16 protein-coding genes are annotated in these 23172 nt (G+C 37.8%); 9 read left to right on the forward strand and 7 right to left on the reverse strand.

Annotated elements, in window-relative coordinates; genetic code table 11:
* The first annotated feature begins 373 nt into the window (after positions 1-373).
* Positions 374-925, forward strand: coding sequence for a DUF4251 domain-containing protein (locus ES765_RS05365; protein ID WP_138111928.1), 552 nt, complete (start codon positions 374-376; stop codon positions 923-925).
* Positions 926-958: 33 nt separating this feature from the next.
* Here ES765_RS05365 and ES765_RS05370 read toward each other — a convergent pair whose 3' ends face one another.
* A complete protein-coding gene (locus ES765_RS05370) occupies positions 959-2470 on the reverse strand; it encodes a TolB family protein (RefSeq protein WP_138111931.1) in 1512 nt (503 codons plus the stop codon).
* A 274-nt stretch (positions 2471-2744) separates the two neighbouring features.
* Here ES765_RS05370 and ES765_RS05375 point away from each other — a divergent pair, with 274 nt between their 5' ends.
* The 6 genes from ES765_RS05375 (at position 2745) to ES765_RS05400 (ending at position 6950) form a co-directional block, all read left to right on the forward strand.
* A complete protein-coding gene (locus tag ES765_RS05375) occupies positions 2745-3173 on the forward strand; it encodes a peptidylprolyl isomerase (protein WP_138111934.1) in 429 nt (142 codons plus the stop codon).
* 229 nt (positions 3174-3402) lie between these two features.
* Positions 3403-4299, forward strand: a complete 897-nt coding sequence (locus ES765_RS05380) for a DUF1080 domain-containing protein (protein ID WP_138111937.1) — start codon at positions 3403-3405, stop codon at positions 4297-4299.
* Between the two features lie 17 nt (positions 4300-4316).
* The gene (locus tag ES765_RS05385; protein WP_138111940.1) at positions 4317-4826 is read left to right on the forward strand and encodes a TlpA family protein disulfide reductase; all 510 of its coding nucleotides are present in this window, start codon (positions 4317-4319) and stop codon (positions 4824-4826) included.
* Positions 4826-6064, forward strand: a complete 1239-nt coding sequence (locus ES765_RS05390; protein WP_138111943.1) for a hypothetical protein — start codon at positions 4826-4828, stop codon at positions 6062-6064. The genes ES765_RS05385 and ES765_RS05390 overlap by 1 nt, the downstream gene beginning before the upstream one ends.
* 110 nt (positions 6065-6174) lie before the next feature.
* Positions 6175-6651, forward strand: a complete 477-nt coding sequence (locus ES765_RS05395) for a nucleoside deaminase (RefSeq protein ID WP_138111947.1) — start codon at positions 6175-6177, stop codon at positions 6649-6651.
* A gap of 104 nt (positions 6652-6755) precedes the next feature.
* The gene (locus ES765_RS05400) at positions 6756-6950 is read left to right on the forward strand and encodes a cold-shock protein (RefSeq protein ID WP_138111951.1); all 195 of its coding nucleotides are present in this window, start codon (positions 6756-6758) and stop codon (positions 6948-6950) included.
* 872 nt (positions 6951-7822) lie between these two features.
* On the opposite strand, the gene ES765_RS05405 is transcribed toward ES765_RS05400, so the two are convergent.
* Both ES765_RS05405 and ES765_RS05410 read right to left on the reverse strand, forming a co-directional pair.
* A complete protein-coding gene (locus tag ES765_RS05405; RefSeq protein WP_138111954.1) occupies positions 7823-9784 on the reverse strand; it encodes a plastocyanin/azurin family copper-binding protein in 1962 nt (653 codons plus the stop codon).
* 11 nt (positions 9785-9795) lie between these two features.
* Complete coding sequence (locus ES765_RS05410; protein WP_138111957.1) at positions 9796-11697, reverse strand: DUF1080 domain-containing protein; 1902 nt, start codon at positions 11695-11697, stop codon at positions 9796-9798.
* Between the two features lie 1274 nt (positions 11698-12971).
* On the opposite strand from ES765_RS05410, the gene ES765_RS05415 reads away from it, so the two are divergent.
* On the forward strand, positions 12972-14939 hold the full coding sequence (locus ES765_RS05415) for a sulfatase-like hydrolase/transferase (RefSeq protein ID WP_138111959.1): 1968 nt from the start codon (positions 12972-12974) through the stop codon (positions 14937-14939).
* A 767-nt stretch (positions 14940-15706) separates the two neighbouring features.
* Here ES765_RS05415 and ES765_RS05420 read toward each other — a convergent pair.
* From ES765_RS05420 to ES765_RS05430, 3 genes are all read right to left on the reverse strand, one after another.
* Positions 15707-16486, reverse strand: coding sequence for a hypothetical protein (locus ES765_RS05420; protein ID WP_138111961.1), 780 nt, complete (start codon positions 16484-16486; stop codon positions 15707-15709).
* Positions 16487-16590: 104 nt separating this feature from the next.
* Positions 16591-17502: a hypothetical protein gene (locus ES765_RS05425; protein ID WP_138111964.1), complete on the reverse strand. Its 912-nt coding sequence runs from the start codon at positions 17500-17502 to the stop codon at positions 16591-16593.
* Positions 17503-17962: 460 nt separating this feature from the next.
* A complete protein-coding gene (locus ES765_RS05430) occupies positions 17963-19144 on the reverse strand; it encodes a hypothetical protein (protein ID WP_138111967.1) in 1182 nt (393 codons plus the stop codon).
* Between the two features lie 553 nt (positions 19145-19697).
* Here ES765_RS05430 and ES765_RS05435 point away from each other — a divergent pair.
* The gene (locus tag ES765_RS05435) at positions 19698-21725 is read left to right on the forward strand and encodes an NADPH-dependent 2,4-dienoyl-CoA reductase (RefSeq protein WP_138111970.1); all 2028 of its coding nucleotides are present in this window, start codon (positions 19698-19700) and stop codon (positions 21723-21725) included.
* A gap of 74 nt (positions 21726-21799) precedes the next feature.
* On the opposite strand, the gene ES765_RS05440 is transcribed toward ES765_RS05435, so the two are convergent.
* Positions 21800-23146, reverse strand: a complete 1347-nt coding sequence (locus tag ES765_RS05440) for a M20 family metallopeptidase (protein WP_138111973.1) — start codon at positions 23144-23146, stop codon at positions 21800-21802.
* Between the last annotated feature and the right edge of the window lie 26 nt (positions 23147-23172).

Here is a 23172-nt window from a genome sequence, read left to right on the forward strand (position 1 = left end):
TAATGATATTACAGGAAAAACTTTTATCGTTTGGTTCTATGTTGATTGCTATTTTTAGCAGTAATGATATACAAGCACAATCTTTTGCAGGTAATAAAGAAGAACCTATAGCTACGAAAGGTGTTCAGCAGATTATGTTTCAATGCTAGCCTAATAACGCCTCTGAGCAATAGAAGCATTGGGCACCTTGCAATCTTCAGATAAAAGTGTATTTGCTTGATTAAGGCTTTATATGAGGATTTAGATACAGATACGTTTCAAAAAAACCATCTTGGTTTAGACTCAATGTGAGAATGATTATTATTGAAATTAATTTGATGTGTTTGGCATAGATTTAGCTAGTTTTAAGGCACTTAACTCCGTACTACACGTTATGAGATCTACCTTTATGTATTTGGTGCTGTTTGGTTTTGTATTGAGTTGTACTTCTATTAAAATGAGTACAGCTTCTGAAGTGGAAGTATTAACAACTCTAATAACTACTAAATCATTTGAATTTACTGCAGACTGGGCAAACCCAGTGGTTACCCAAAGTTTGACTGCCGTTGCTAATATGGGATTAATACCTCCAGGTAGTACTATTTCTAGAATAAATTTAGCAGGAAATCCTAATTATTTGAAAGTGTTTGGTGATAGTGTTTCAGCTAATTTACCCTATTTTGGGGAGCGTCAATTTGGTGGAGGCTATGGTTCATCTACAGGAATCGAATTTAACGCTATTGCTGAGGATTATGTGCAACGCTTTGTTGCCGATAAAGGAATATATAACATCAGCTTTAAAGTAAAGAATAAGACGGAGCAGTACAATGTAATGATGCGTGTCTACCCAAATAAATCAACGAGTATTTCTGTAAACACTTCGAATCGTTTATCCATTCGCTATGATGGTGAAGTCAAAGCATTGAAAAAAAGGCCTAAGCAGTAAACCTGCCCCATCCTATTTGGTTAACCTTCTATTTTAATAGCTATCCGTATTGGTGACGAAGGCGATTTTCTTGCTATCTGGCGACCAGCTGGGGACATTTATCGTTCCTTGACCTCCATAAATATGGGCAAGTACCTTGGGTTTCCCTCCTTTAACCGGCATGATTCGTAACATACAGTGTTTGTAAAAAGGATGTTGACTGGGGTCAATATCCTTAGGGAAAGAGATAAAAACAATCCATTTTTGATCCGGACTCACATGTGGAAACCAATTGTTGTACTCATCAAAAGTGAGCTGGGTTTGTTTTTTACCGTTCGCCTTCATTCGATACAATTGCATAGTACCTGAACGCACTGAATTAAAATAAATATACTTGCCGTTCGAACTAAACTCGGGACCATCGTCTAAGGTGGGAAAATCCGTGAGTTGTTGCTCCTTGCCAGACTTAACATTGATAGAGAATATGTTATAAGCTCCGTTTCTTTCTCCAGTAAACAACATCTCTTTATTATTTGGGGACCACCCATGAAAGTAGGAGGCGCCAACACCAGGTTTGGTTACCATTTTAGGAAGGGAATCCCCTTCGGTTGGTAAATAGTATAAGGCAGAAGCGCCATCATCTTTTTGATTGTGATTGCTTATCCCTAGTAATGAGCCATCAAAGGTGAGCACATGATCATTGTTATTATTTATAGCAAAACCTGTGTTTAGTGGAGAAATAGAATTAGTTTCCAACTCATAATTAAAGAGATGACCTTTAGAATTATAGATTAACTTTTTTCCATCTACTGTCCAGTTGGGAGCTTGAATGGAATGCGCTGAATGATGAATTAGTTCCCTTTGACCGGTTTCCACATCCATAATTTCTAGATTACTCCCAATATAATTGCGATAGGGTGTATAATCGGAATCAATAGGCTTAATGATACGTACATTGCTAAATGTGGCACTTTCCAATACCTTAGGATTGTGAGAACATACATAAAGCCCAACATACACCTCATTATCAAGATTCATATCGGTTAGTTCAACGCTGGTAAATTCTTCGCCAAATTTTGCCGTAGACATAATATAGGTAGACCCCTTTCTTTCTAACTGAATTATGGTAGGTGATTGCTTAGGCGATTTTACTTCTTCCGTAAGTCCACCAACGCTTTTTCGGTATTGTAAAGAGGTGAGTCCGTCACCATGTGTGCTGGCATTGACATGTTTAGAATTTGGGTCCAAACTATTTTTAATAATCCATCCCGTTTTTCTATGCGGGTTTGAACCAGCACCATTAAAAGTTACGGTTGTACGAAGTATAAAATCACCTTGCAATGTCGTCCATAGGTACTGAAACGCATCAGTGCCAAACCACATATTTGTGCCAGCTCCTGTTAAGGTATACGTTTGGTTTTTCACATCATAGGTAGCAGCAGAACCTTCTATTTTAGAGTTACCAACAGCCGTATTTCCATCGAAAATTCCGATCTTATGTTGCGCTTGAAATGTGTTGGAAATTAGGAATAGGAAAAGGGTGAAAATTAACGGTTGCACTTTCATAATGATTGAATGTTATTGGTTGATTGGTTAATCAGTTTAATTTTTAAATATACTCTTTAATTCTGTTGATTTGAAAGTTAGATGTTTGGGAAATTGACACTAGCGTACTTGTCTAAAGTTGTAAATTGATTAAAATTGATGCTTTTATCTCATTTACTTCCGTTTTACGTTAAAGGAAGCCTAAAATGTCAAGGTTTTGCCATATTTTTTGTTATTCCCTATTGAGAACGATACCTTTACCGTTCAATTAAGTTAACTAGTAGAATTTAATAGTATGAGCAAAGTAAAAGCAGATGATTTAGTACGCGTACATTACACAGGTAAATTGAGTGATGGACAAGTGTTTGATAGTTCGGTAGATAGAGAGCCTTTAGAAGTAAAATTAGGAGAAGGCAGTTTGATACCTGGCTTTGAGAAAGGACTGTTGGATATGGCACCACTAGATAAAAAGACTATCGTTATTGTAAAGGAAGACGCTTATGGTGAAAAACGTAAGGAACTTTTTCAATCCGTAAAAAAATCAGATTTACCTGAAGATTTAAAGCCAGAGGTAAATATGTCTCTTATGGCTACAAATGCTGATGGTAGTGAAAAACAATTACGTGTTGCAGAAGTAAATGAAGATGAAATTGTAGTTGATGCAAATCATCCATTGGCCGGTGAAGATTTGACTTTTGAGTTGGAATTGGTTGAGATTAAATAAATACGAGTAATTATAGAGTATAAAACCGCCCTTCATAGGGGCGGTTTTTTTGTTTTACTAAAAAGATAAAAGTATGTTCATAATATCTTTTATATTTGAGCTTACTCTATATGTTGCAAGAACAACAAATTACATCTAGTAATTATATACAAAAGCCAGAGATGTTTTTATATGTAGCACTAGTACCTTTGCCAATTCTTTCTTTTACTAATAAACCAAAATTCACCCTATGACAACCCTTGAAAATTTAAAATATACTTCTGGAAGGTATACACTTTTTATAACTGTGATAATAACGGTTCTGCTATTATTGTCTTGTAACGAAGAATCAACAGATTCAGGCAAAGAAGAATGGATTGCAGTATTCAATGGCACTAATTACGACGATTGGACACCAAAATTTGCAGGATATGAACTTGGGGTAAACCATAAGGATAGGTTTGTATACGAGGATAGCCTGTTGAGTGTCAGGTATACTAAAACAGATACGTTTAATGGAAATTTCGGACATCTATATTATAAAGAGAAGTTCTCACATTATAAACTAAGAGCCAAATATCGGTTTGTTGGGGAGCAAATGACAAATGGACCGGGGTGGGCTTTTCGCAATAATGGTCTTATGTTACATTGTCAAGAACCTGCAACGTTGGGTCTAGATCAAGATTTTCCGATTTCCTTAGAGTTTCAACTTTTGGGAGGTGACGGCACCAATGAACGTACTACGGCTAATCTGTGTACGCCTGGTACCAATGTGGTATTGGGCGACAGCCTGTTTACCACACATTGTGTGAACTCCACCTTTAAAACATACCATGGTGACCAGTGGGTTACTGCAGAGGTCTTGGTTCTTGGTGATTCGCTTATTCAGCATAGTATGGATGGGGAAGTGGTTCTTGAATTCAAATCGCCTACTATTGGTGGCGGCAATATATCTGGATATAAAGAAAGTGCCTATCAAGAAGGAAAGCCTTTAAAAGAAGGGTATATTTCAATTCAAGCAGAGACTCAACCTATAGATTTTAAAACGATTGAAGTTTTAAACCTTTGTGGTTGTATGGATGAAACGGCCAAGAACTACAAATCCTACTATGTTAAGGCAGCTAACGAAACATGTATTTACGATTAGAAAAATCATAAAAGCCTATGCAGTTACGAACACTTATTTTTTTGGCAGTAAGTTTTACCTTCTTCAGTTGTAAAGAAGCAACAAAAGAAACGAATAGTGCGTCTGAACCGATACAATTAGAAGCGGAAGAAGCTACAATACCCGTATATGAAGATTTAGAAGGCAATGCCGTTGCTTTAAGCGATTATAGAGGAAAACGCATACTCTTGAATTATTGGGCCACCTGGTGCCGCCCATGTATCGAGGAGATGCCAGATTTATTGAAATTACAAACTGTTTTGGAACAAGAGAATTATGTGTTTTTATTCGCTTCAGACCAGTCCGTTAAGAAAATACAGGCTTTTAAAACTGCTCGCGGTTTTGATTTTAAATTTATCAAGTATAACGGTACTTATCCTGAGCAACAAATAAGTGCCTTACCAGTGACGTTGATTTATAATGAAGCAGGGGAGCAGGTGTCACGATTTGATGGTGGAATGTCTTGGGATACCCCCGAGATGATTGAACAACTAAAAAATATTCAGTAATGCGCTTTTACACCAATTTATTTACCCTCAGTATTTTACTAGCTGCACTAGGGTGTAAGGAAGACCCTAAACAGCAACCGGAAGTAAAAGAGGCAGTGGTTCAAGAGCTGGTGTCTCCAGCGGGAGTCTCGAGTTCTTTGCCACACTTAATATCCAATAAAGACGTATCACTCTTATCATGGGTGGAAACTGAGGGTGACACCTTAACCACATTTTTGTACTCAGAATTGGTTGACGGTAGTTGGCAAAAACCCGAAACGGTAATGCAAGGCACTGATTGGTTCGTCAATTGGGCCGATTATCCTATGATTGCGGAGAACAATGGTAATTTATGGTCCCACGTACTAAAAAAATCGACTATGGGTACCTATTCGTATGATGTGAAGATGAACGTTAAGCCTAAAGGAGCTACGGAATGGAGAACCGATTTACCCTTACATACAGATGAAACGCCTACAGAACATGGTTTTGTGAGCGTTTTACCGTATAACGATTCCTTTTTTGTGAATTGGCTCGATGGCAGAAATACCGAGAAAAATGAAGTAGGGGAGCGGGGCGCCATGACCATACGTGCAGCAGTAATTTCTGCTACCGGAGAGGTGGTACAAGAAGATGAACTAGATGTGAGTACCTGCGATTGTTGTCAGACGACCTCTGCTATAACCGATAACGGACCCGTAGTGTTGTATCGTGATCGCTCGGAAGATGAAATACGTGATATCAATATTGTGCGACACGTAAATGGAAAGTGGACAGCTCCCAAAACGATACATGCCGATAATTGGCAAATTAAAGGTTGTCCGGTAAATGGCCCGAAAGCGGCAGCGATGGGGAATAATTTGGCTGTTGCTTGGTTTACGGGAGCTCAACAGAACCCACGGGTTCAATTACTATTTTCACAAGATGGTGGGGAAAATTTTCAAGAACCGATTCTAATTGCAGAAGGAAAAGTAATGGGAAGGGTTGATGTGCTTTGGATGGATGCAGAAACCGCTATAGTCAGTTGGGTGGAATCGAAAGATAAACTGGCAGTGTTCACCGCCATGAAAGTTTCAAAAAATGGAGAATTGTCAAAAAAGCAAGTTATAACAGAAATGGACGGTTCACGTAAATCTGGATTTCCTCAAATGGAACTAGTAAAAGAAATGCTGTATTTTGCTTGGACGGATTATGCACAGGCAAATTCTCAAGTACAAACGGTGAAGATGTCTGTAGATGCGTTTACTTTTAATGAATAGAAAAATGGCAACATACCATTTTTATACATGGGTAATTTGGGTTATCGGATGGTCTTAAAAAGAATAAAATACGATTTTTGCAGCCCTAAAGAATTAAGAATAAAAGGACTATGACAGAAAGAGATGAATTTTTTATGAAAAGAGCGATAGCTCTTGCAACAGAAGGAATGAATGCCAATGCAGGCGGACCTTTTGGAGCAGTAGTAGTAAAGGATGATGAAATTATAGCAGAAGGGTATAATAGAGTTACCTCTACGAATGATCCAACAGCACATGCCGAAATAGTAGCCATACGAGAAGCATGTAAAAAATTAAATAATTTTGAATTAACTGATTGTACAATATATACCTCGTGTGAACCATGCCCAATGTGCTTAGGAGCGATTTACTGGACCCGACCGAAAATGGTATTCTTTGGCTGTAGTCGTGAAGATGCGGCAGCTATAAATTTTGATGACCAGTTTATTTATAATGAAATTGAAAAGAATATTGAAGGTCGACAACTAAAGTTTGTTCAATTTGCTCGTAAAGATGCCTTAGCAGTTTTCAATGATTGGGATACTAAACAAGACAAAACCGCTTACTAATAGTACATTAGTCTCAAAAGTTATCTCAGACTTTTCCTAGATATTTATTTCTGGCATCATAATTGAAAGGTCTATAGTAATTATTAATATTTAATTAGAGTACAATGAGTAAAGGAACAGTAAAATTTTTCAACGATGCCAAAGGTTTTGGTTTTATCTTAGAAGAAGGTTCAACAAATGAACATTTCGTTCACATTTCAGGATTAGTAGATGAGATTCGCGAAGGCGATGAAGTCGAATTCGAACTAACCCAAGGAAAAAAAGGATTAAACGCGGTAAACGTAGCAGTTATAGAATAAGACGCTTAAACTTTAAATTTAAGGCCCATCAGTACTGATGGGCTTTTTTTGTGTTTTATGTTTTAGAAAGTGGAAGACTTATTGGTAGCAAGGTTTTAAATATACTATTTGATAAACGTTTTCGTTTTTAATTACCCTGAAGGATGATTAAAAAGGGCAGTGGAATCGAGGCGTTGGACTTAGATTGGATATAGGTTCTTAAAAAGTCTATTTTACATAATATAAATTATAGTACAGATTGGTATATCTGGTTTTGAAACCAGCCGTATAGCTGTAGTCTATAATTCTATTATGTAAAATATCCCTCGCATTTTTAGCTTTTAAGAGAATTACCAAAAGGGTCATCAGCCTGTTTAATTTACGTGGCTTGAATATTTGTACACAGAAAAAACTTTTTAGAAAATTTCAAATTCTTAGAAACTCTACGACAAACCTTGTAGCTGTATCTATAATTTGTCGTTATGTAAAATTGCCGCACAGCCAACCGCTCGATTGCTTTTTTAAAATAAACGCTAAATGGCGTTCATTTTAAAACACAATTTGCCATCGCTTGGCCAGCACCAAAAAAAGCAAAACTTTTAGATTCTTTTCAAATACATGATTTATAACAAGCTGCCCGCCAGTAAATTTTTCACAACTATTTGTTCAGAATGCCGCAACAGCTCAAAATTTCGAAGATAAAATTTCTGAGCTCTTGCTACCACCGTGTTCCTAGAAACTTCTCTTTCGCAGCCGCAACGTCTCGCACGAAAAATCAAAGGCCTATCTAGACCTTCGCTTTTTACGTCATATTTTACATAATGTAGAAATATGTCTGATTCTAGAATCTTATTTGATTTTAGATTGAATTATCCTGAAAAAAACAGGTTAACTTAGGAATGGGCAGTTACCGTTACCTTTACCCGCATGGAGGTTGCATGGCCAGGAAAGGTACATACCATCCAATACACGCCCGGTTCCGCAGGTACTTCAAAAAATAATTTTTGTGTGCCTCTTGGTTCTAAAATTCCGGTGTGTGCCAATACTAAATCAGAATCTGGCACATAATTCATGTCGGCACCATCTAATCCTAAGCGCAAGGCTAATTGGGCTACTTCGTCTACCGATTCTTTTCCCTTTGTAGTAATCACCAAATTATGCAACATGTCATCATTATTATTAAAGGTGATTTCTACTTTTTTTCCAGCCTCTAAGGTTAATTCTTCAATGTCGAACTTTAGTCCGGGTTTAGTACCTAATACTAACTGTTGATCTGGTCCATTTGTCCAACTGGTTGGCATCGTTTGTATTCTTTTTGCCTGTGCCAAGCCTTTAGTCTCCGATTTTTCCATAGATGCCGATTTCAGTTTACCGCCCGGCACTTCATTTAAAGTGTAATACCCAGTATCATGCAATAATTTTTCTCCGTTGGTAGCTTTTATATCGCTAATGGTTAATTGATGAATAAAACCTAAACGCATACCATGTACTGTAAGTTTAACACTTAGACCATCTTCAGCTACCGTAGCTTTATGTACCATTGCTTTTTGTTGGTCTATAATAGGACTGCCGTAGCTATATTGATATTTGTAACTAAACGTAGTTAATTGATAAGTAGCAGGATTGGCTGCTATGGTTTTATTTACAGGCTTTGTAAACTCTAGCACAAAACCATCGTCTTGCGCTTTCATTGTTTTAATTTCAAAAGGAGTTTTTCCATTCCAAACTAATCGTTGTAAACCAAATAAATCTGTTCCTGTTGCGGTCCAACCTCTACTAGTCATACCCACAAACATGCTATTATCTTGTCCCCAAATCATGCGTAAAATACCCGAAGAAAAGCCTTCAACAAAGTTAAAAGCAGCACCTTGGTAAACGCCATTTACTTTCTCCATAAACACACGCATAATTTTACTATGCCCTTGGTCACCCACAAAAATTTGACCTTCAAAAGGCCCGAACTTTCCGCCTGTTTTATCGTAGATCATATCGGAAGTAGAAATTCCTAAAATAGTATGCGGAAACCAAATTGCAGGCACTTTTAAGGCGGGTACCTTTTTAGCATATTCATAAAGCGTTAAACCAGATTCTGGCTCTACATCGTCTTTTTTAAGTGTTAGCGGCGAATTAGGTTCTCCGCTCCAAACTAAGCCTTCTGCATTACCAGCAAAATCACCTTTTTCTAAATGCGTCATACGACCAGAACCAACCCATTCTCCTTGATTTTCGGTATAAAAAACTTCATCATTATCATTTATTTCAAATCCAGCAGGCGAACGCAGTCCTGTTGCAATTGGCGTCATTTCTCCTTCTGGTGTAATTTGTACCAACCAACCACGCCATTTGGCTAAACTAATGGCTCTATTTTCCCAAGATAAATTAAGGGTCAACAACATATTGCCATTTTTAAGAAATTTTGGACCATAGGAATATTCGTGATAATTACCTGATAAAGGCCAATGGTAAATGCTTTTGTATAAATCCGCCTTGCCATTATTATCGGTGTCTTCAAGGCGTGTTAACTCTGCACGTTGCGTAGCATAAAAACCACCATCGCGCCAAGCCAAACCTAATGGTTCGTGTAAACCATGGGCAAATCTAGTATATATAGGTTTTTGAGAATACGGTTTATCTATTACCCAAACTTCTCCGTGTCTGGTAGAAACTCCTAATTTATTCTCATTTGTAAGTGCTAAACCACCTACTTCTAATTGGACGTCTTCTGGAATAGGCACATCAACAATTTGGTAATATTTAGCCTCTTTTTTAGCCATTTCAGATTGCTGTGCTATGGCTTTAAAACTTGTTATTAATGCGATACAAACGGTCGCTATTGTTTTAGATAGTACTTTCATGCTAAATATTTTTACCAAGTGATTTTATAGTTAAGTTTGTGTTCCCCTTCTGGGATACGTACAATAAGTTCGTTGTTGCCGTTACTTTTCCGTATTTCTGGCTTTAAACTTAAATCGTCTGAGAAGTTTATAAAATAACTTTCGTCATTAATAATATATGAGCCGTTAGGTAATTTTTTAATTTGATGACCCGCAGCAATTTTATGAGCTACCGGAGTAGCGCCCTTAAATGATATACTACGATTAAAAGATCTGCCGCCAATAGCTGGGGTCATTTTATCAGCAATGTTTGTATTTCCTTTTTGATACCTAAAAGTAGGAAGTCCTACATCATCTAAATTATACCCGTTGAATTTATAATCGGTGAATTCTGTTGTGAAATCTGGCCACTCGGCATCTGGTTTTGCTAAGGTTACAAATTCTGGATCCCCGTGAAATGACACCGTAAAACCAGCAGGAACGCCCAATTGTTTTTCTCCTCGGCTCAACCACATTTCGGTAGCATCAAAAAAAGCACCATCCCAAACTTTTAATACAGCGCCATTAGTAAGGTCATACGAAAAATGAATGCCTTGTGGTGTGCCTACCGATATACAATGTGTGCGTTTTACTCCATTAAAAAGCAAAAAACTACGCTGCAAAACCGCTTCGTCGGCTACATTCACCATAATAATATCTTCTGGTTTAAAGCCCCCTAAGCCGGTGTGATCTAAAGAACTAGGTGCATGTAAAGCATGTTTTTGAACCCCAGGACCTTCTACTTCTAAACTAAACCCTTGCCTCCAAAACAGGTGTTTATTGTAAATTAATTGAAAAGGAACTTTTCCTGTATTTAATTTTTTAACCCCAACTCCTAAATCACCTAATCTATGGTCGCCATTTAAATTTATAACCGTGTCCTTATCAATAATAAGTAGTCCGCCACCCACATTAATTCTATAGTCAAAAAGGTAGTCACCAGATTCAGGAATATTCATCATGCCAGTATATTGAAGAATTTTTTGAGGGTTATTACCCGATGCCATTGTAGCTGCAACGCTATCGGTACTAATTTCACGTACCACAGTTTTATTGGCAAGGTTCACTATTACGGTTGAATCACTTTCATACTCCTTTAGTGTTATATCCGTTAAACTAACTTTTGAATTAGGATATAATTTGTACTTTATATTTTTAAGAGCCACAGCACCATGGTCGCCCTGTATCATTAAAGGCCCTATTGGTTTTTCATCGTCATATACTGATGCTCTTGTTGGACCAGTAACTTCAACGTTTTCTTGAATTAATGTGCCGTTTAACCATACTTTCTCAAATATGGCGTTCTTTATTTTGTTGCCAGAAGCATCAAATTTTGGCGCATGAAATACTATTTTAAAATGCTGCCACAACCCAGGCGCTTTTGCAGCATTAATTTTTGGAGCAGAACCTTCATAGCCTTCGTTGCCTTCGCCACGAGCATCATCCCAGCGGTGGTAAATACCGCCCATATCTAAATATTCAGGATTTTTTACACCCCAACTATCTAAAAGCTGGACTTCATATCTACCTTGAAAATAGAGACCCGAATTAGAGCCTTCTGGCATCATTACATCTATTTCAAGCTCCATATCACCATGCTCAAAAGCGGTAAAAAGATGCCCTTTATTTTGCTCGGTTTGCTGGTTCAGTAAAACCACAGTACCTTCCTCCGTTATAAGTATTTTTTCTTTAGTCTGATCGGCGTAAACACTCCCAACTATTTTCCAGTTTTCAGGAATTTCTTTGAAGTCGGATGTTCCGTCCAAAGCAATAGTCTTGAAAGGGAGAAAGGTCAAAACCTTTTCTGGAATCCTGGCGGTATCTGTTTTACTGTTCTTGTCATAACAAGCTAAAATTAAGCATAGTAGTATTATGTAAATAACTGTTTTTTTCATTTTTTAGGTATCTGAATTTTATGAAACTATCAAGGAAAAATAAGTGGGTTTAGCCAAAAACCCCGTACTAAAGTAACGTCTTTTTTATTGTAATTAAATGGTGTACTACCTCTAAGTTCTTTATTAGCATGTAAAATAGGGTGTAGAAAGTCCAACTAAACGATTTAATATTTATTTCCCATTCCACACACATTACACTCCTCGCCTGCCGTCGGCTCGCATAATTAGTGTTCCATTATCCAAGTAGAAGAAACTTTTTAGAAGAAAAATTTATAGAAAGTGAAGTGCCAAATACTTTGCTTTACCCAAGCAAAGTGTCATAACGCAAGACATTATAGTACATTTTGTGTTCGTAGTTTAGCCAGTGGCTGAAGTACTAATCAAGAAAGCTGGTGCGGTGGTATAATTCCAACGAAGTTTAACCCAAGTAGCTAAAATGTAGTATTATGTAAAATATCCCAGAAGCCTAGGTTTTCATAAGATTAATTGGAACTTGGGTCATTAAACTAATAAGCGGTTTGCTTCGCAGAGTTTTTTAAAACATTATGTAGCTATAATTAGCCGTTATGTAAAATAGCCGCTACCAAGCGCTCGATTGTTTTATAAAATCAAATTGCTCTGGCAATTTATTTTACACACAATTATCCAACGCTTGCCAACGCCAAAATAAAAGCTAATCTTTTTGCTCTTATTAAAAATAGCGTATTCGATAAAATGTACTTAATAAAAAATTTTAGACGATTCTCGTAAGCTTGCCACAAGAGGATAAATTAATCCTTTTTTTCTTTCTGTCATTATCTTTTTTCTTGAAACAAAAGAAACAAAAATTAAAGGCTGCATATAATTTTGGAAACAATTAACGGTTCATTCGCTATATTTTAGGAAACATTGTAACTCGTTTACATTGAGATGAAACCCTTTGTATAATTAAAACTCTTAAGAAACTCTATTACTAAACACCTAAAATATGAACGCTCACTTCACCTTATTGTTTTACCAAAATTGTTTTAGACCAGCAAACACTAGAAAAAGTTGCATTTAGTAACCTTTTTAGGTGTATTGGTAGTCAAGATACCAACCCCACTTTTATTCTAATATTCATTTATAAAATCTGGTATTAATATTTGTATCTTGTACTCCTTTTTTGGATTAGGAAATTTCCTTTTATATAATAGCCTAAATTTCTAATTCAACCATTCGAATCAAATGACCATAAGTCTCGTATTTTTAAAAATTGGACAACCGGGACTCCATCCTTAATAAATTCTTCTATAATGAAAAATCTACTACATCGTATCGTTTGCGTTCTAGTCTGTTTCTATTCTTTATCCGGTATTTGCCAAGAACGCCCGAACATCGTACTGATATTTCCTGATAATCTTGGGGTTGGGGAAGTAAGTGCATACGGAAACCCGCGTGGAACAACAACACCGAATATCGACCGGATAGGTACCGAAGGTATTCGATTAAACAACTTCAATGTAGAATATTCATGTGTTGTGTCTAGAATAGCTATCCTTACCGGAAGATATGCTGTTCGTACGGGTGAAGGAGCAGAGGGAGACGGCATGACTTTATGGGAAGAGACTATAGCCGAGCGATTAAAAACGGTAGGCTACTCCACCGCCCTTTTCGGAAAATGGCATGTCGGCGGCCCTTCTTGGAAGGGAAAGCGAGAACCGACCCATCAGGGTTTCGATGAATGGTGGGGCATACCTGGAACTAGCCATACTGCACAATTTACATCTTTCGACGGGTTCGACTCAGACCGATTTGAAACTCCTTATATATGGGAAGGAAAACAAGGACAATCTTCCAAAAAGGTGAAACCCTACGATATTGACTCAAGACGCACCATCGATAGAGAAGCTGCCAAAAAAGGTATCGATTTCATGAAGCGAAATGTAAAGGAGAAGAAGCCTTTCTTTTTGTATTACCCCATGACCCAAGTACATTTTCCAACCCTTACCCATCCTGATAAAATGGGATCAACCGGTGCCGGCGACTTGGCAGATGCTATGGCCGATGTTGATTTTAATGTAGGGCTGATATTGGCGGAAATCAAGAGACTTGGGATTGAAAAAAATACCTTGGTTATTTGGTGTACCGATAACGGTGCCGAAATGAGAAGACCTTGGCGTGGATCGGCCGGGCCATGGCGTGGGTATTACAATTCTGCAATGGAAGGCGGCATAAGAACTCCTTTTGTAGCCATGTGGCCTGGTAAAATCAAACCAGGACAGGTATCCAACGAAATGATGCATGAGGTGGATTTGTTTCCAACACTAACTACGGCAGCAGGAATTTCTGAGCCAATACCAACAGATCGTGCTTTTGACGGGCTCAATCAATTATCCTTCTTAGAAGGAAAACAAACGTATTCGAATCGGGAAAACGCCATCTTTTTGGCACGACAGGGATATGTGATGGCGGTGAAATGGGAAAATTGGAAGTTGTGGTATTATTTTGATACTGAGGAGCAAGATGCAGATCCTAATCATCTAGTACGATTATTCGATTTGAACGTAGACCCAAGGGAGGAATTTGATGTAAAGGATTTTTATCCTTGGGTGATTCCGGTAATGGACAGTATCGTGGCGAATTATGAAGCATCTCTCATAAAACACCCTCGTGTCCCGAGTAGGGCGCCTGACCCGTATATTCCACCTACTGTGGGTTCTGGCGAACCGGTTCAGGTGTTTACAAGATCCGACAGGGAAGTTCTCGCACCACGTTCGGAAGCGCTTGAAAATCCGGATTTTTCTGGATCATGGTCCACCAAGGCCATAAAGTCATCACCTGCAAGAAGAGGGGAAAAACCTGAACCGATGCCTAGCCTTGGGAGCGGTTGGGGAGATGAAATTTCCATTCTACATAAGCCAGATACCCTAACAGTTGAACGGGTCATCTTCTTGCCGAGGGAGATGCAGCCTCCAGTTCGATACCGTTTTGACTTGAATGGATCTGTGACAGAAAATCTAATCAACGTTGGCCGGTCAGGACCAGCACCTAGTTCGAGAACCAAGTGGGACGAAAACCGGTTGGTGATTACAACTTTTTACCCTCATATAAATCCAGAAGATGGGCAGTGGACAAAGAGTAAGATAACACAAACACTTTGGCTGCAACCAGCTACCGGCACACCATGGGAGCCTTCATTGGTAGTAGAAACGACAAGATACTCCATAACAAACGGACGACCTTCGACCAACCGCACAGTGTACCATAAAGGATTCCGTTGATGGTGTAAACTAGGTCATAATTTACGTTGAGCTTGACTTGATTTAATCTTTTACCTATGATTTTCATACCACTTAGCTGGAGGGCAGATATAAACTAAGCCAATTTTGGCTTTGCTGATGAGTTTATAAACGCCCATCTTCTCGCATACGTGCTTCAACTTATTTCATACTATCAGGTAGCGATTTATACCTTACACTGATTTGGAGACCCTCAATGAGTTTGATTTTAAGCGAAAGAAACTTGGTACTATTAGTTTGATTCTGACACACAGGATTTCGTAGATATTCGCAATCATTTGTGTATTCTCCAGTTTAGATTTGTGCTTTTATTGATCTGTCCTGCTGTTCGGTAAAGGTTACCGTTCTCCATATTGTTGCATAACTATGATTAAATAATTTAGCCTCATTTACAATAGTCCATTCTATACACATTCCCACTTCACTCCTATCGTCGCTTCGGTGCAGCGTATATCCATTACCTTTTCAGAAGAAACTTTTTAGAAGAAAAAATTAAAGAAAGTCTAGTGCCAAAGACGCAGAGCATCGACCCGCTAAAAATAGAAAAGGTCTCCCAGACCCATTTTTTTATGACGTACCTAAGTAAAGTGCCATAATGCGGAACACTATAGAACAAATATGTGTAATTATTTAAAAGCTGTTTTACTGGAATATTTATTTAGAATGGAAATCTATTTTTAGTTTAAATTATACAGATGAGCATCCTAAAATCAATTTTAAAAAGAAGTGCTTTGATTTGCTGCTGTTGATTACAACACCGTACCATTGTCTAACCAACGCTTTAAAAGGGTATCATTATGAGAAATAGCGACCAGATGAAATTTAGTAAATCGCTTAAAAACGCGTGATTCTTTGAGCGTTTCCATACACACCGACACTGGATTAAGATAGTTGGAATGAATTAGAAATAGTTCTCCTTTACGTTTTAAAAGATAGCCAACATGACCCTCGTCAAAACCTATAAAATAGAGTCCTTCTTGCGTTAAGCGATCAATCTCTGCAAATGCTTTTTCTGGAGTATCCTGAACAACCTTGTTTATTACCGAGCCACAACTAATCATTTTAGCCTCGTCAATTGGTGATTTTTGAGCCAATTTATACCGGTTGATATTTACACCCATATCGCGTAGGGTGGTTGATATAAAATAACCACATGCAATTTTACCTTCATTAGGTATCGCTGTATGACCCCCAAAACTCCAAGGAGTTCCGTACCAGTGCGGTATAATCTTATCTACTAATTGATTGGCAAAAGCTGTTTTAATGTTGTTAAAAGAAATAGTGCCCAATCGAAGGCCTTCTTTTAAACGCAAACGAAGTTGACCAACATCTACTTTGGTGTTGGCATAAGAATCAACAATACTATCTGAATTGGCATTAAACTCAACCATTACTCCTTCCTTAAAACGCCTTGTATTTATTATATGCAGAGGTTTCTCAGCAGCAATGCTATAAGATGTCACCTTATCTATTTTAGGAGGCATTTCATTTGTAAAGCCTAAAGAAAGTAGTAAAGAAAAAAATAACATGGGTTTTTGAAGATTCAGGAGTTAAACGCTGTGTTTATAACGTATTATATAAGAGGAAATTACAATTAAAAAGTTAAAGTTTTATTATACCTTATCGTTGTCCTTTAGATACTTAGGTTCACTGCCCACCACACATCATAATCTCTAGGGACTAAAGGTCTATAACTTTGAAAACCTTGATCGGCTATTTTAAGCCCAATAATTGCATCATTTTCATTGCGCACATAGCCTATAAAAATAAATGAATGTCCATACGGATCTAGTTTTTGGACATCTACGCCTTTTACTACCTGTTCATAATCTTCTTTATACCGCCAAACTTGCATGAGTGCTCCGGGTTTCAATTGGCCACTCCAAATGTCTGTTGTATCAACCAATGTACCCATACCGGCATAAGCAATAGCACCAGCATTACCCTTACCCCTATATTCTTCTGGAAGGCTTAGCCATTTTGGGTGTGTGTCTGTAGCGGAAGCGTATAGCAAATTAAAAGCCTGTTTAGAGGTATATAATTTTGTGGCCATGCTATTTGGTAGGTCTTGATAGGGTAAATGACCGTGAACCTCTTTATACGCCTGTTCAAAACGACCTTTACTTACCGAAAGGCAATGTCCGCCAGGCTCCTTATTTGCGCTGTTGAGATAATTCTCTACTATCTTTTCAGCCACCAGGCTTTTACTCTCTAAAATAGTAGAATTTGTAAATTCTTCTCCTAAAATTGCTTGTGATACATTTTCATTTTCTTCCATACTAGTACCGATTTGTGTCAATGAATCTATAGTATTAGATAGTATGGGTGTTTCTAGCACTGGATCTTGGCTAATATATGAATGATCATCAGAACCATAATCTTGTGCGGTAGTTGCTGTATAGCCAGTACTGCTATGTACTTGTGTAGAATTTTGACCCGAACTCGAAGGGTTTGTGTTCTGCTTATTTTGTTTGGTCGACGAACAACCCAATAGCATTATAAGAATTATAAAAGCGGAGTATGTAATAGACTTTTTTAGCAACATTTTTAATGGGATGTGCCTCATTTCTTAAGCTTGTATTCACGTTTTTTAAATCGGTTTAGATAAACCTAGTAATTGCTATAGCGCGGTGTTATTCAACATACACTAGTGCAAGTACAAAGGTAACAAAATTAGCGGCTTTTTTTTATATTGAATGGTTTTGAAAAACTATGAGTAACAGTACTATAACACACTCATTTTAGGCCAAGTATACGCTTAAAAGTACGTAACTCACATTTGTAAAATTTAATAAGGATTTTCTGAATTTTTTGTTCTTTAGATGCATTATTCATGATGTTGTAAATGTTTCGTTCATGCTATTAGTATCTACTTCCTGAAAATTGTCACACAAAACGCACTTTAAAGTATTGGAATTACCAAAATACTTAGCAGGACGGTACTTTAGACATGGCTTGTAAAAAGAATAAAATACCCAGTAGTGCATACCGCTATTCACTCCTAATTATTCTTTAAGTAGTGTTTCAAGATGTAATGTTTTTAAATGCTCCCATAGTTCTTCTGGCGTTATATTGTTTGCCTCTGCTTTCACTACAAACCGATTATTCGCGTTATAAGTTACTAGCGTTTTAGCATCCTTCTCATTATAATCTACAATTACTCGTGTATCATCCATCTTTGAGGCACTTTTATACCCCGTATCGGTTGTATCATTCCAATCTCTGCTTGCCATATCTTGCATTAGGGTAAACGTACTTGCGGCTTCTTGACTATCAGCACAATCAACAATGGTAAGATCTATAACTTTAGCGCCGTTTTCAAAAATAAGCGCTACATTATTCGTGGTAGGCATACGCTCTATGGTTTTGCCAATCTCATAGCTGGTTCGTTTTAAGTTGCCTAACTTTTTTGGCACCCAATTTTCGTAGACTTCTTTGGTTATTGGTGTTAACATCACCAATTGATGCTCTATTTCTAAAAACTCATCATTCGCCCAATATTTTAAATACCAATGCATAGTATCTGGTATTTCTGTTATTGATGTTTTAGTGATTGATTTTGGTAAACTGCCTTTTTCTGTACCATCTACCCAATCCTCTTTTTCTAATAAGGTGTTTAGAATCATATTCCATCCATTTTTTAATTGAAGATTATAAGCCGTGGTTTCATTAAAACTATACACATCTTCCCATGCTAACTTTTTACTACAATTTGCCTTCGCAGTAGTCTCATTATCGCTATAGACCCAATAAATGGTACTACCCAATTGCTTATTATTATGTTCTTGGTTTTTTTGTGTAGAGGGTATTACAGCACCTACTTGTTGGTCATATTTGTATAAAAAAAGTGTTTCAACGAGTACTGGTTTTACATTTTCATTGGTAATCGTAGCGCTAGAATCTTTGCAAAAAGTGCCTCCTGTCAATTGCTGAATTGATGTTACATAGTTTTCGCTTCCTTCAATTTTACTTAAATCTAATTCTGACCAGTTTAGATGAATGGTTCCGTCTGCAGTAATTTTACCTACCGATATTGGATTTTCGTATCCAAAAGGAATAGCCTTAATCTCTAATTCGCCTTTGGTATAGTTATTAATTTTAAGGGAGGTGTTTTGTGTTTTTTGAGCTACTACAAATTGAAATAGCGTACATACGAACAGAAATAATACACCGATTTTACTTTTCATTTTTCATAGTTTAGTTGGTTAATCGTGGTCATTTATAGTGATTATCCTTAAGCAATTAAAAATGAAATTATCATATAAAGTGCTCTAAGTCAATCTAATTGTGCCTTTAATTTAGTGTATTTTTTTTAATGTTGTACACAATGACTCATCTTTTATATTGGTTTTGTACGATATGTATATAGGGCGACCTAAAAAATTCGGAGTAGCGGTATCTAAAAAAGTTGCTATTCCTAATAGTCGCAAAGGGATGCCTTAAAATTGTTAAAACAACCATTTCACAGAGCTGCCTACCTGTAAGTATTACACTCCCTTTCTCCTTCGGTTCGTAGACTTCGTTTTTCTTCATTATGAAACATTTTAACGTATTGGTTTAGCCAATGGAGGATGCACTACTCGCTTTTGTTCGTGCCAATCAAATAAAAGTAAGCCCATGCGAACCATAAGGGATTCAAACAAAAAAAGCTGCCACTTACTGCCTTTTATCATTCTAAATAAAACGTATCTTACCAGTTGTGATGCGTGCATAGTAAAAGGCAATAAACCAAAAAGAAAAATGACCAAGTATACACATATTTTCGAACCCTTAGATTTAGGGTTTACAACCCTTAAAAATCGAATTTTAATGGGTTCAATGCATACAGGATTAGAAGAGGAAAATAATGGCTTTGAAAAAATAGCTGTCTATTATGCAGAACGTGCAAAAGGTGGCGTTGGTTTAATTATTTCTGGTGGTATTGCGCCTAACGTACAAGGTTGGACAGGACCTTTTTCGGCACGAATGAGCACAAAAAAACACGCAAAACACCATAAAGTAATTACAGATGCAGTGCATGCAGCAGGTGGTAAAATTTGTATGCAAATTTTACATGCAGGACGTTATGGATACCATCCGTTTGCGGTTGCACCTTCTGCACTTAAATCACCAATTTCGCCCTTCAAACCTTTTAAGCTAAAACAATCGGGCATTAAACGTACGATTCGAGATTTTGTGAATTCTGCTAAACTTGCAAAATTAGCAGGCTATGATGGTGTAGAAATTATGGGTTCTGAAGGGTATTTAATCAATCAATTTATTACAGAAAGAACAAATAAACGTACTGATAATTATGGTGGAAGCTATGAAAAACGGATGCGTTTACCCATAGCATTAGTACAACAAACGCGAGAAGCGGTTGGAACCGAGTTTATCATCATCTATCGTTTATCAATGTTAGATTTAGTAGAAAAAGGAAGCTCTTGGCAAGAAGTAGTAGCATTAGGAAAAGAAATTGAAAAAGCTGGTGCCACTATTATAAATACAGGAATTGGTTGGCACGAAGCACGTATACCAACCATTTCAACATCAGTACCAAGAGCTGCATTTACGTGGGTTACTAAAAAAATGAAAGAAGAACTTTCGATTCCTTTAGTGACTTCAAATCGGATAAATATGCCAGAAACGGCCGAAAGGGTATTGGCAGATGGCCATGCAGATATGATTTCCATGGCACGACCATTTTTAGCAGATCCAGAGTGGGTAAATAAAGCTGCAGCAAATAAATCGGATGAAATAAATACCTGTATTGGTTGCAATCAAGCGTGTTTAGACCATGTTTTTGCACGAAAAGTAGCTAGTTGTTTGGTAAACCCTAGAGCGTGTCATGAAACGGAACTGAATTATCTTCCGACAGAAAAAAAGAAGAAAATCGCTGTTGTAGGAGCAGGTCCTGCAGGTTTAGCTGCGTCAACTGTTGCAGCACAACGAGGACATTATGTTACCCTTTTTGATGCCGATGCAGCAACAGGAGGCCAATTTAACATGGCGAAGCAAATACCAGGGAAAGAAGAGTTTTACGAAACCATTCGTTATTTTAATAAACAACTAGAACTACATAAGGTAACCGTAAAACTAAATACGAGAATAACTGCTGAAGATTTAGAGAATGGTGATTTTGACGAGGTCATACTAGCGACAGGAATCAAACCTAGAGTTCTTAAAATGGAAGGTATAGATCATCCTAAAGTAGTCAACTATATTGATGTTTTAAAGTTAAAAAAGCCCGTTGGTAAACGTGTTGCTGTTATTGGTGCTGGAGGTATTGGTTTTGATGTATCAGAATATATAGCGCACGAAGGTGAAAGCACGTCATTAAATATTGATGCCTGGTTAAAAGAATGGGGAATTGATAAGACATTGAAGGCTCGAAGTGGAGTTGAAGGTGTAACTGCGGAAGTTCATCCATCGCCACGGGAAATTTTTATGTTCAAGCGAAGCAAAGGTAAATTTGGTGGTAACCTAGGTAAAACCACCGGTTGGATTCATCGTTCTACATTAAAAAAGAAAAAAGTACAGTTTATCAACAACGTGCAGTACACAAAAATTGATGATGAAGGGTTGCATTATGTTCAAGATGCAGCGCAAAAAGTGTTGGCAGTAGATACTGTTATCATTTGTGCAGGTCAAGTACCCTTTGCCGCATTAGTGGCGCCATTAGAAGCAAAGGGTATAAAAGTGCATGTAGTTGGAGGTGCAGCTGTTGCTGCCGAATTGGACGCAAAACGTGCCATAAATCAAGCCAGTAGGTTAGCCGCTACAGTTTAACGGTAATCAGCTAAAAGGAACTAGTACTTTTATGAACTCCCACTCCAAGTTATATACTGAAAACGATCACCTGATTAATCATTTTGCCACCCACCCATCGTATCGACGAGTACAGCCACGAGTTTGACCAAATCATCAATATCGACCCATTCATTAGGCATATAAAAATTGCCTCCAAGTGAACCGATACCATACGCTGGCACACCTAATAATCGTATAGGATACCGAATATCACCTGCATAATGGTTTGGGTATGCTGTTGGCGCGTGATCGGTAATATCAGCTATTGATGTACGTACTATTTTACTTTTCGAATCTTCCCAATCCGCTGCTCCTGGATTGGTCATATAACCAACACTTTTGAGTTCTGCAGTATAGCTATTTGTCGAAGTTGAGTGTGAGGTTATAAAATCATTAATCACTTTATTAGCATCATCGAAAAGGGCTTTAAAGGTGTGCGGTTCGGTAAACTTGAGCCTAAATGTAATGGTGACTTTATCGGCAATGGATCCTATGCGATCACCTCCATCGACAATTCCGAGATTGACCGATACATTTTTAAAGACGGTCTCCCGAAAGATTTCGAACAACTCAAGGCAACGGTCAAGAGCACTACCGCCATCTTTCCATTCAGCGGAGTCTATACTTCCTATTTCTAATGCTTCACCGCGCCATCCAGTCATGTGTAGCTGTAAGTCTGCAATCCCTTGAACTGAATTTTTGATGTCTTCCAATCCGTGACCTGTTTCAGCAGGATGCACATAAAGCACCGCGCCTATGTTATGGTCTGTCTTTCTAATTCGTTCAAAAACGGGTAGACTTCCGCGACCACCTCCACCCTTACCGTGAAGACTCATGACAACAGGCAATGATTTTCCAGTTTTTGAAAGAATAGTGGCTGCAACGAGCATAGCCGCTACCCCACCCTTGTCATCAGATGTTCCTAATCCATACAGCCTATTACCGACAATTTTGGGTTCCAAAGGATTGGTTGACCATCCTTCTTCTATCGAATGCGTATCGATATGGGAGAATAGGGCATATTGTTGCTTTGTTTGCTTTTTTGGCCATCCCACTATATTTACAAAAGGCCCATCTCCAGCCGGGTTTGGTGTCATATATTCAGGATGATCTTGATAACGGCTTGGTCGGTCGTCACTCTCCTCGATGCGATAGGGTAGTTTAGACAGATACTCCTTTACAACGTGTTGTGCATCGGCTGCCGATTCGCCCTGAATACTCTGTACCCGTATCAATTTTTCCAATACATCGATAAGCTCTTTTCTATGTTTTTTAGCATAGGTAAGGGCTTTGTTGGTCGGATTTGTAGTACTCAGTACTGATAGCACAGGAATTGCTGCCATTGCAGTGGCTGTGGTCTTGACGAATTTTCTTCTCGGAAGCTGGTTTTTATTTTTCATGTACCTCGAAATTATGTAAAGCACAG

The organism is Maribacter sp. ACAM166, from assembly GCF_005771495.1.
Taxonomy (GTDB): Bacteria; Bacteroidota; Bacteroidia; order Flavobacteriales; family Flavobacteriaceae; genus Maribacter.

Coding starts and splice junctions, on each gene's coding strand:
- ES765_RS05365 (WP_138111928.1), top strand. CDS start 374: ATGAGATCTACCTTTATGTATTTGGTGCTGTTTGGTTTTGTATTGAGT.
- ES765_RS05370 (WP_138111931.1), bottom strand. CDS start 2,470: ATGAAAGTGCAACCGTTAATTTTCACCCTTTTCCTATTCCTAATTTCC.
- ES765_RS05375 (WP_138111934.1), top strand. CDS start 2,745: ATGAGCAAAGTAAAAGCAGATGATTTAGTACGCGTACATTACACAGGT.
- ES765_RS05380 (WP_138111937.1), top strand. CDS start 3,403: ATGACAACCCTTGAAAATTTAAAATATACTTCTGGAAGGTATACACTT.
- ES765_RS05385 (WP_138111940.1), top strand. CDS start 4,317: ATGCAGTTACGAACACTTATTTTTTTGGCAGTAAGTTTTACCTTCTTC.
- ES765_RS05390 (WP_138111943.1), top strand. CDS start 4,826: ATGCGCTTTTACACCAATTTATTTACCCTCAGTATTTTACTAGCTGCA.
- ES765_RS05395 (WP_138111947.1), top strand. CDS start 6,175: ATGACAGAAAGAGATGAATTTTTTATGAAAAGAGCGATAGCTCTTGCA.
- ES765_RS05400 (WP_138111951.1), top strand. CDS start 6,756: ATGAGTAAAGGAACAGTAAAATTTTTCAACGATGCCAAAGGTTTTGGT.
- ES765_RS05405 (WP_138111954.1), bottom strand. CDS start 9,784: ATGAAAGTACTATCTAAAACAATAGCGACCGTTTGTATCGCATTAATA.
- ES765_RS05410 (WP_138111957.1), bottom strand. CDS start 11,697: ATGAAAAAAACAGTTATTTACATAATACTACTATGCTTAATTTTAGCT.
- ES765_RS05415 (WP_138111959.1), top strand. CDS start 12,972: ATGAAAAATCTACTACATCGTATCGTTTGCGTTCTAGTCTGTTTCTAT.
- ES765_RS05420 (WP_138111961.1), bottom strand. CDS start 16,486: ATGTTATTTTTTTCTTTACTACTTTCTTTAGGCTTTACAAATGAAATG.
- ES765_RS05425 (WP_138111964.1), bottom strand. CDS start 17,502: ATGTTGCTAAAAAAGTCTATTACATACTCCGCTTTTATAATTCTTATA.
- ES765_RS05430 (WP_138111967.1), bottom strand. CDS start 19,144: ATGAAAAGTAAAATCGGTGTATTATTTCTGTTCGTATGTACGCTATTT.
- ES765_RS05435 (WP_138111970.1), top strand. CDS start 19,698: ATGACCAAGTATACACATATTTTCGAACCCTTAGATTTAGGGTTTACA.
- ES765_RS05440 (WP_138111973.1), bottom strand. CDS start 23,146: ATGAAAAATAAAAACCAGCTTCCGAGAAGAAAATTCGTCAAGACCACA.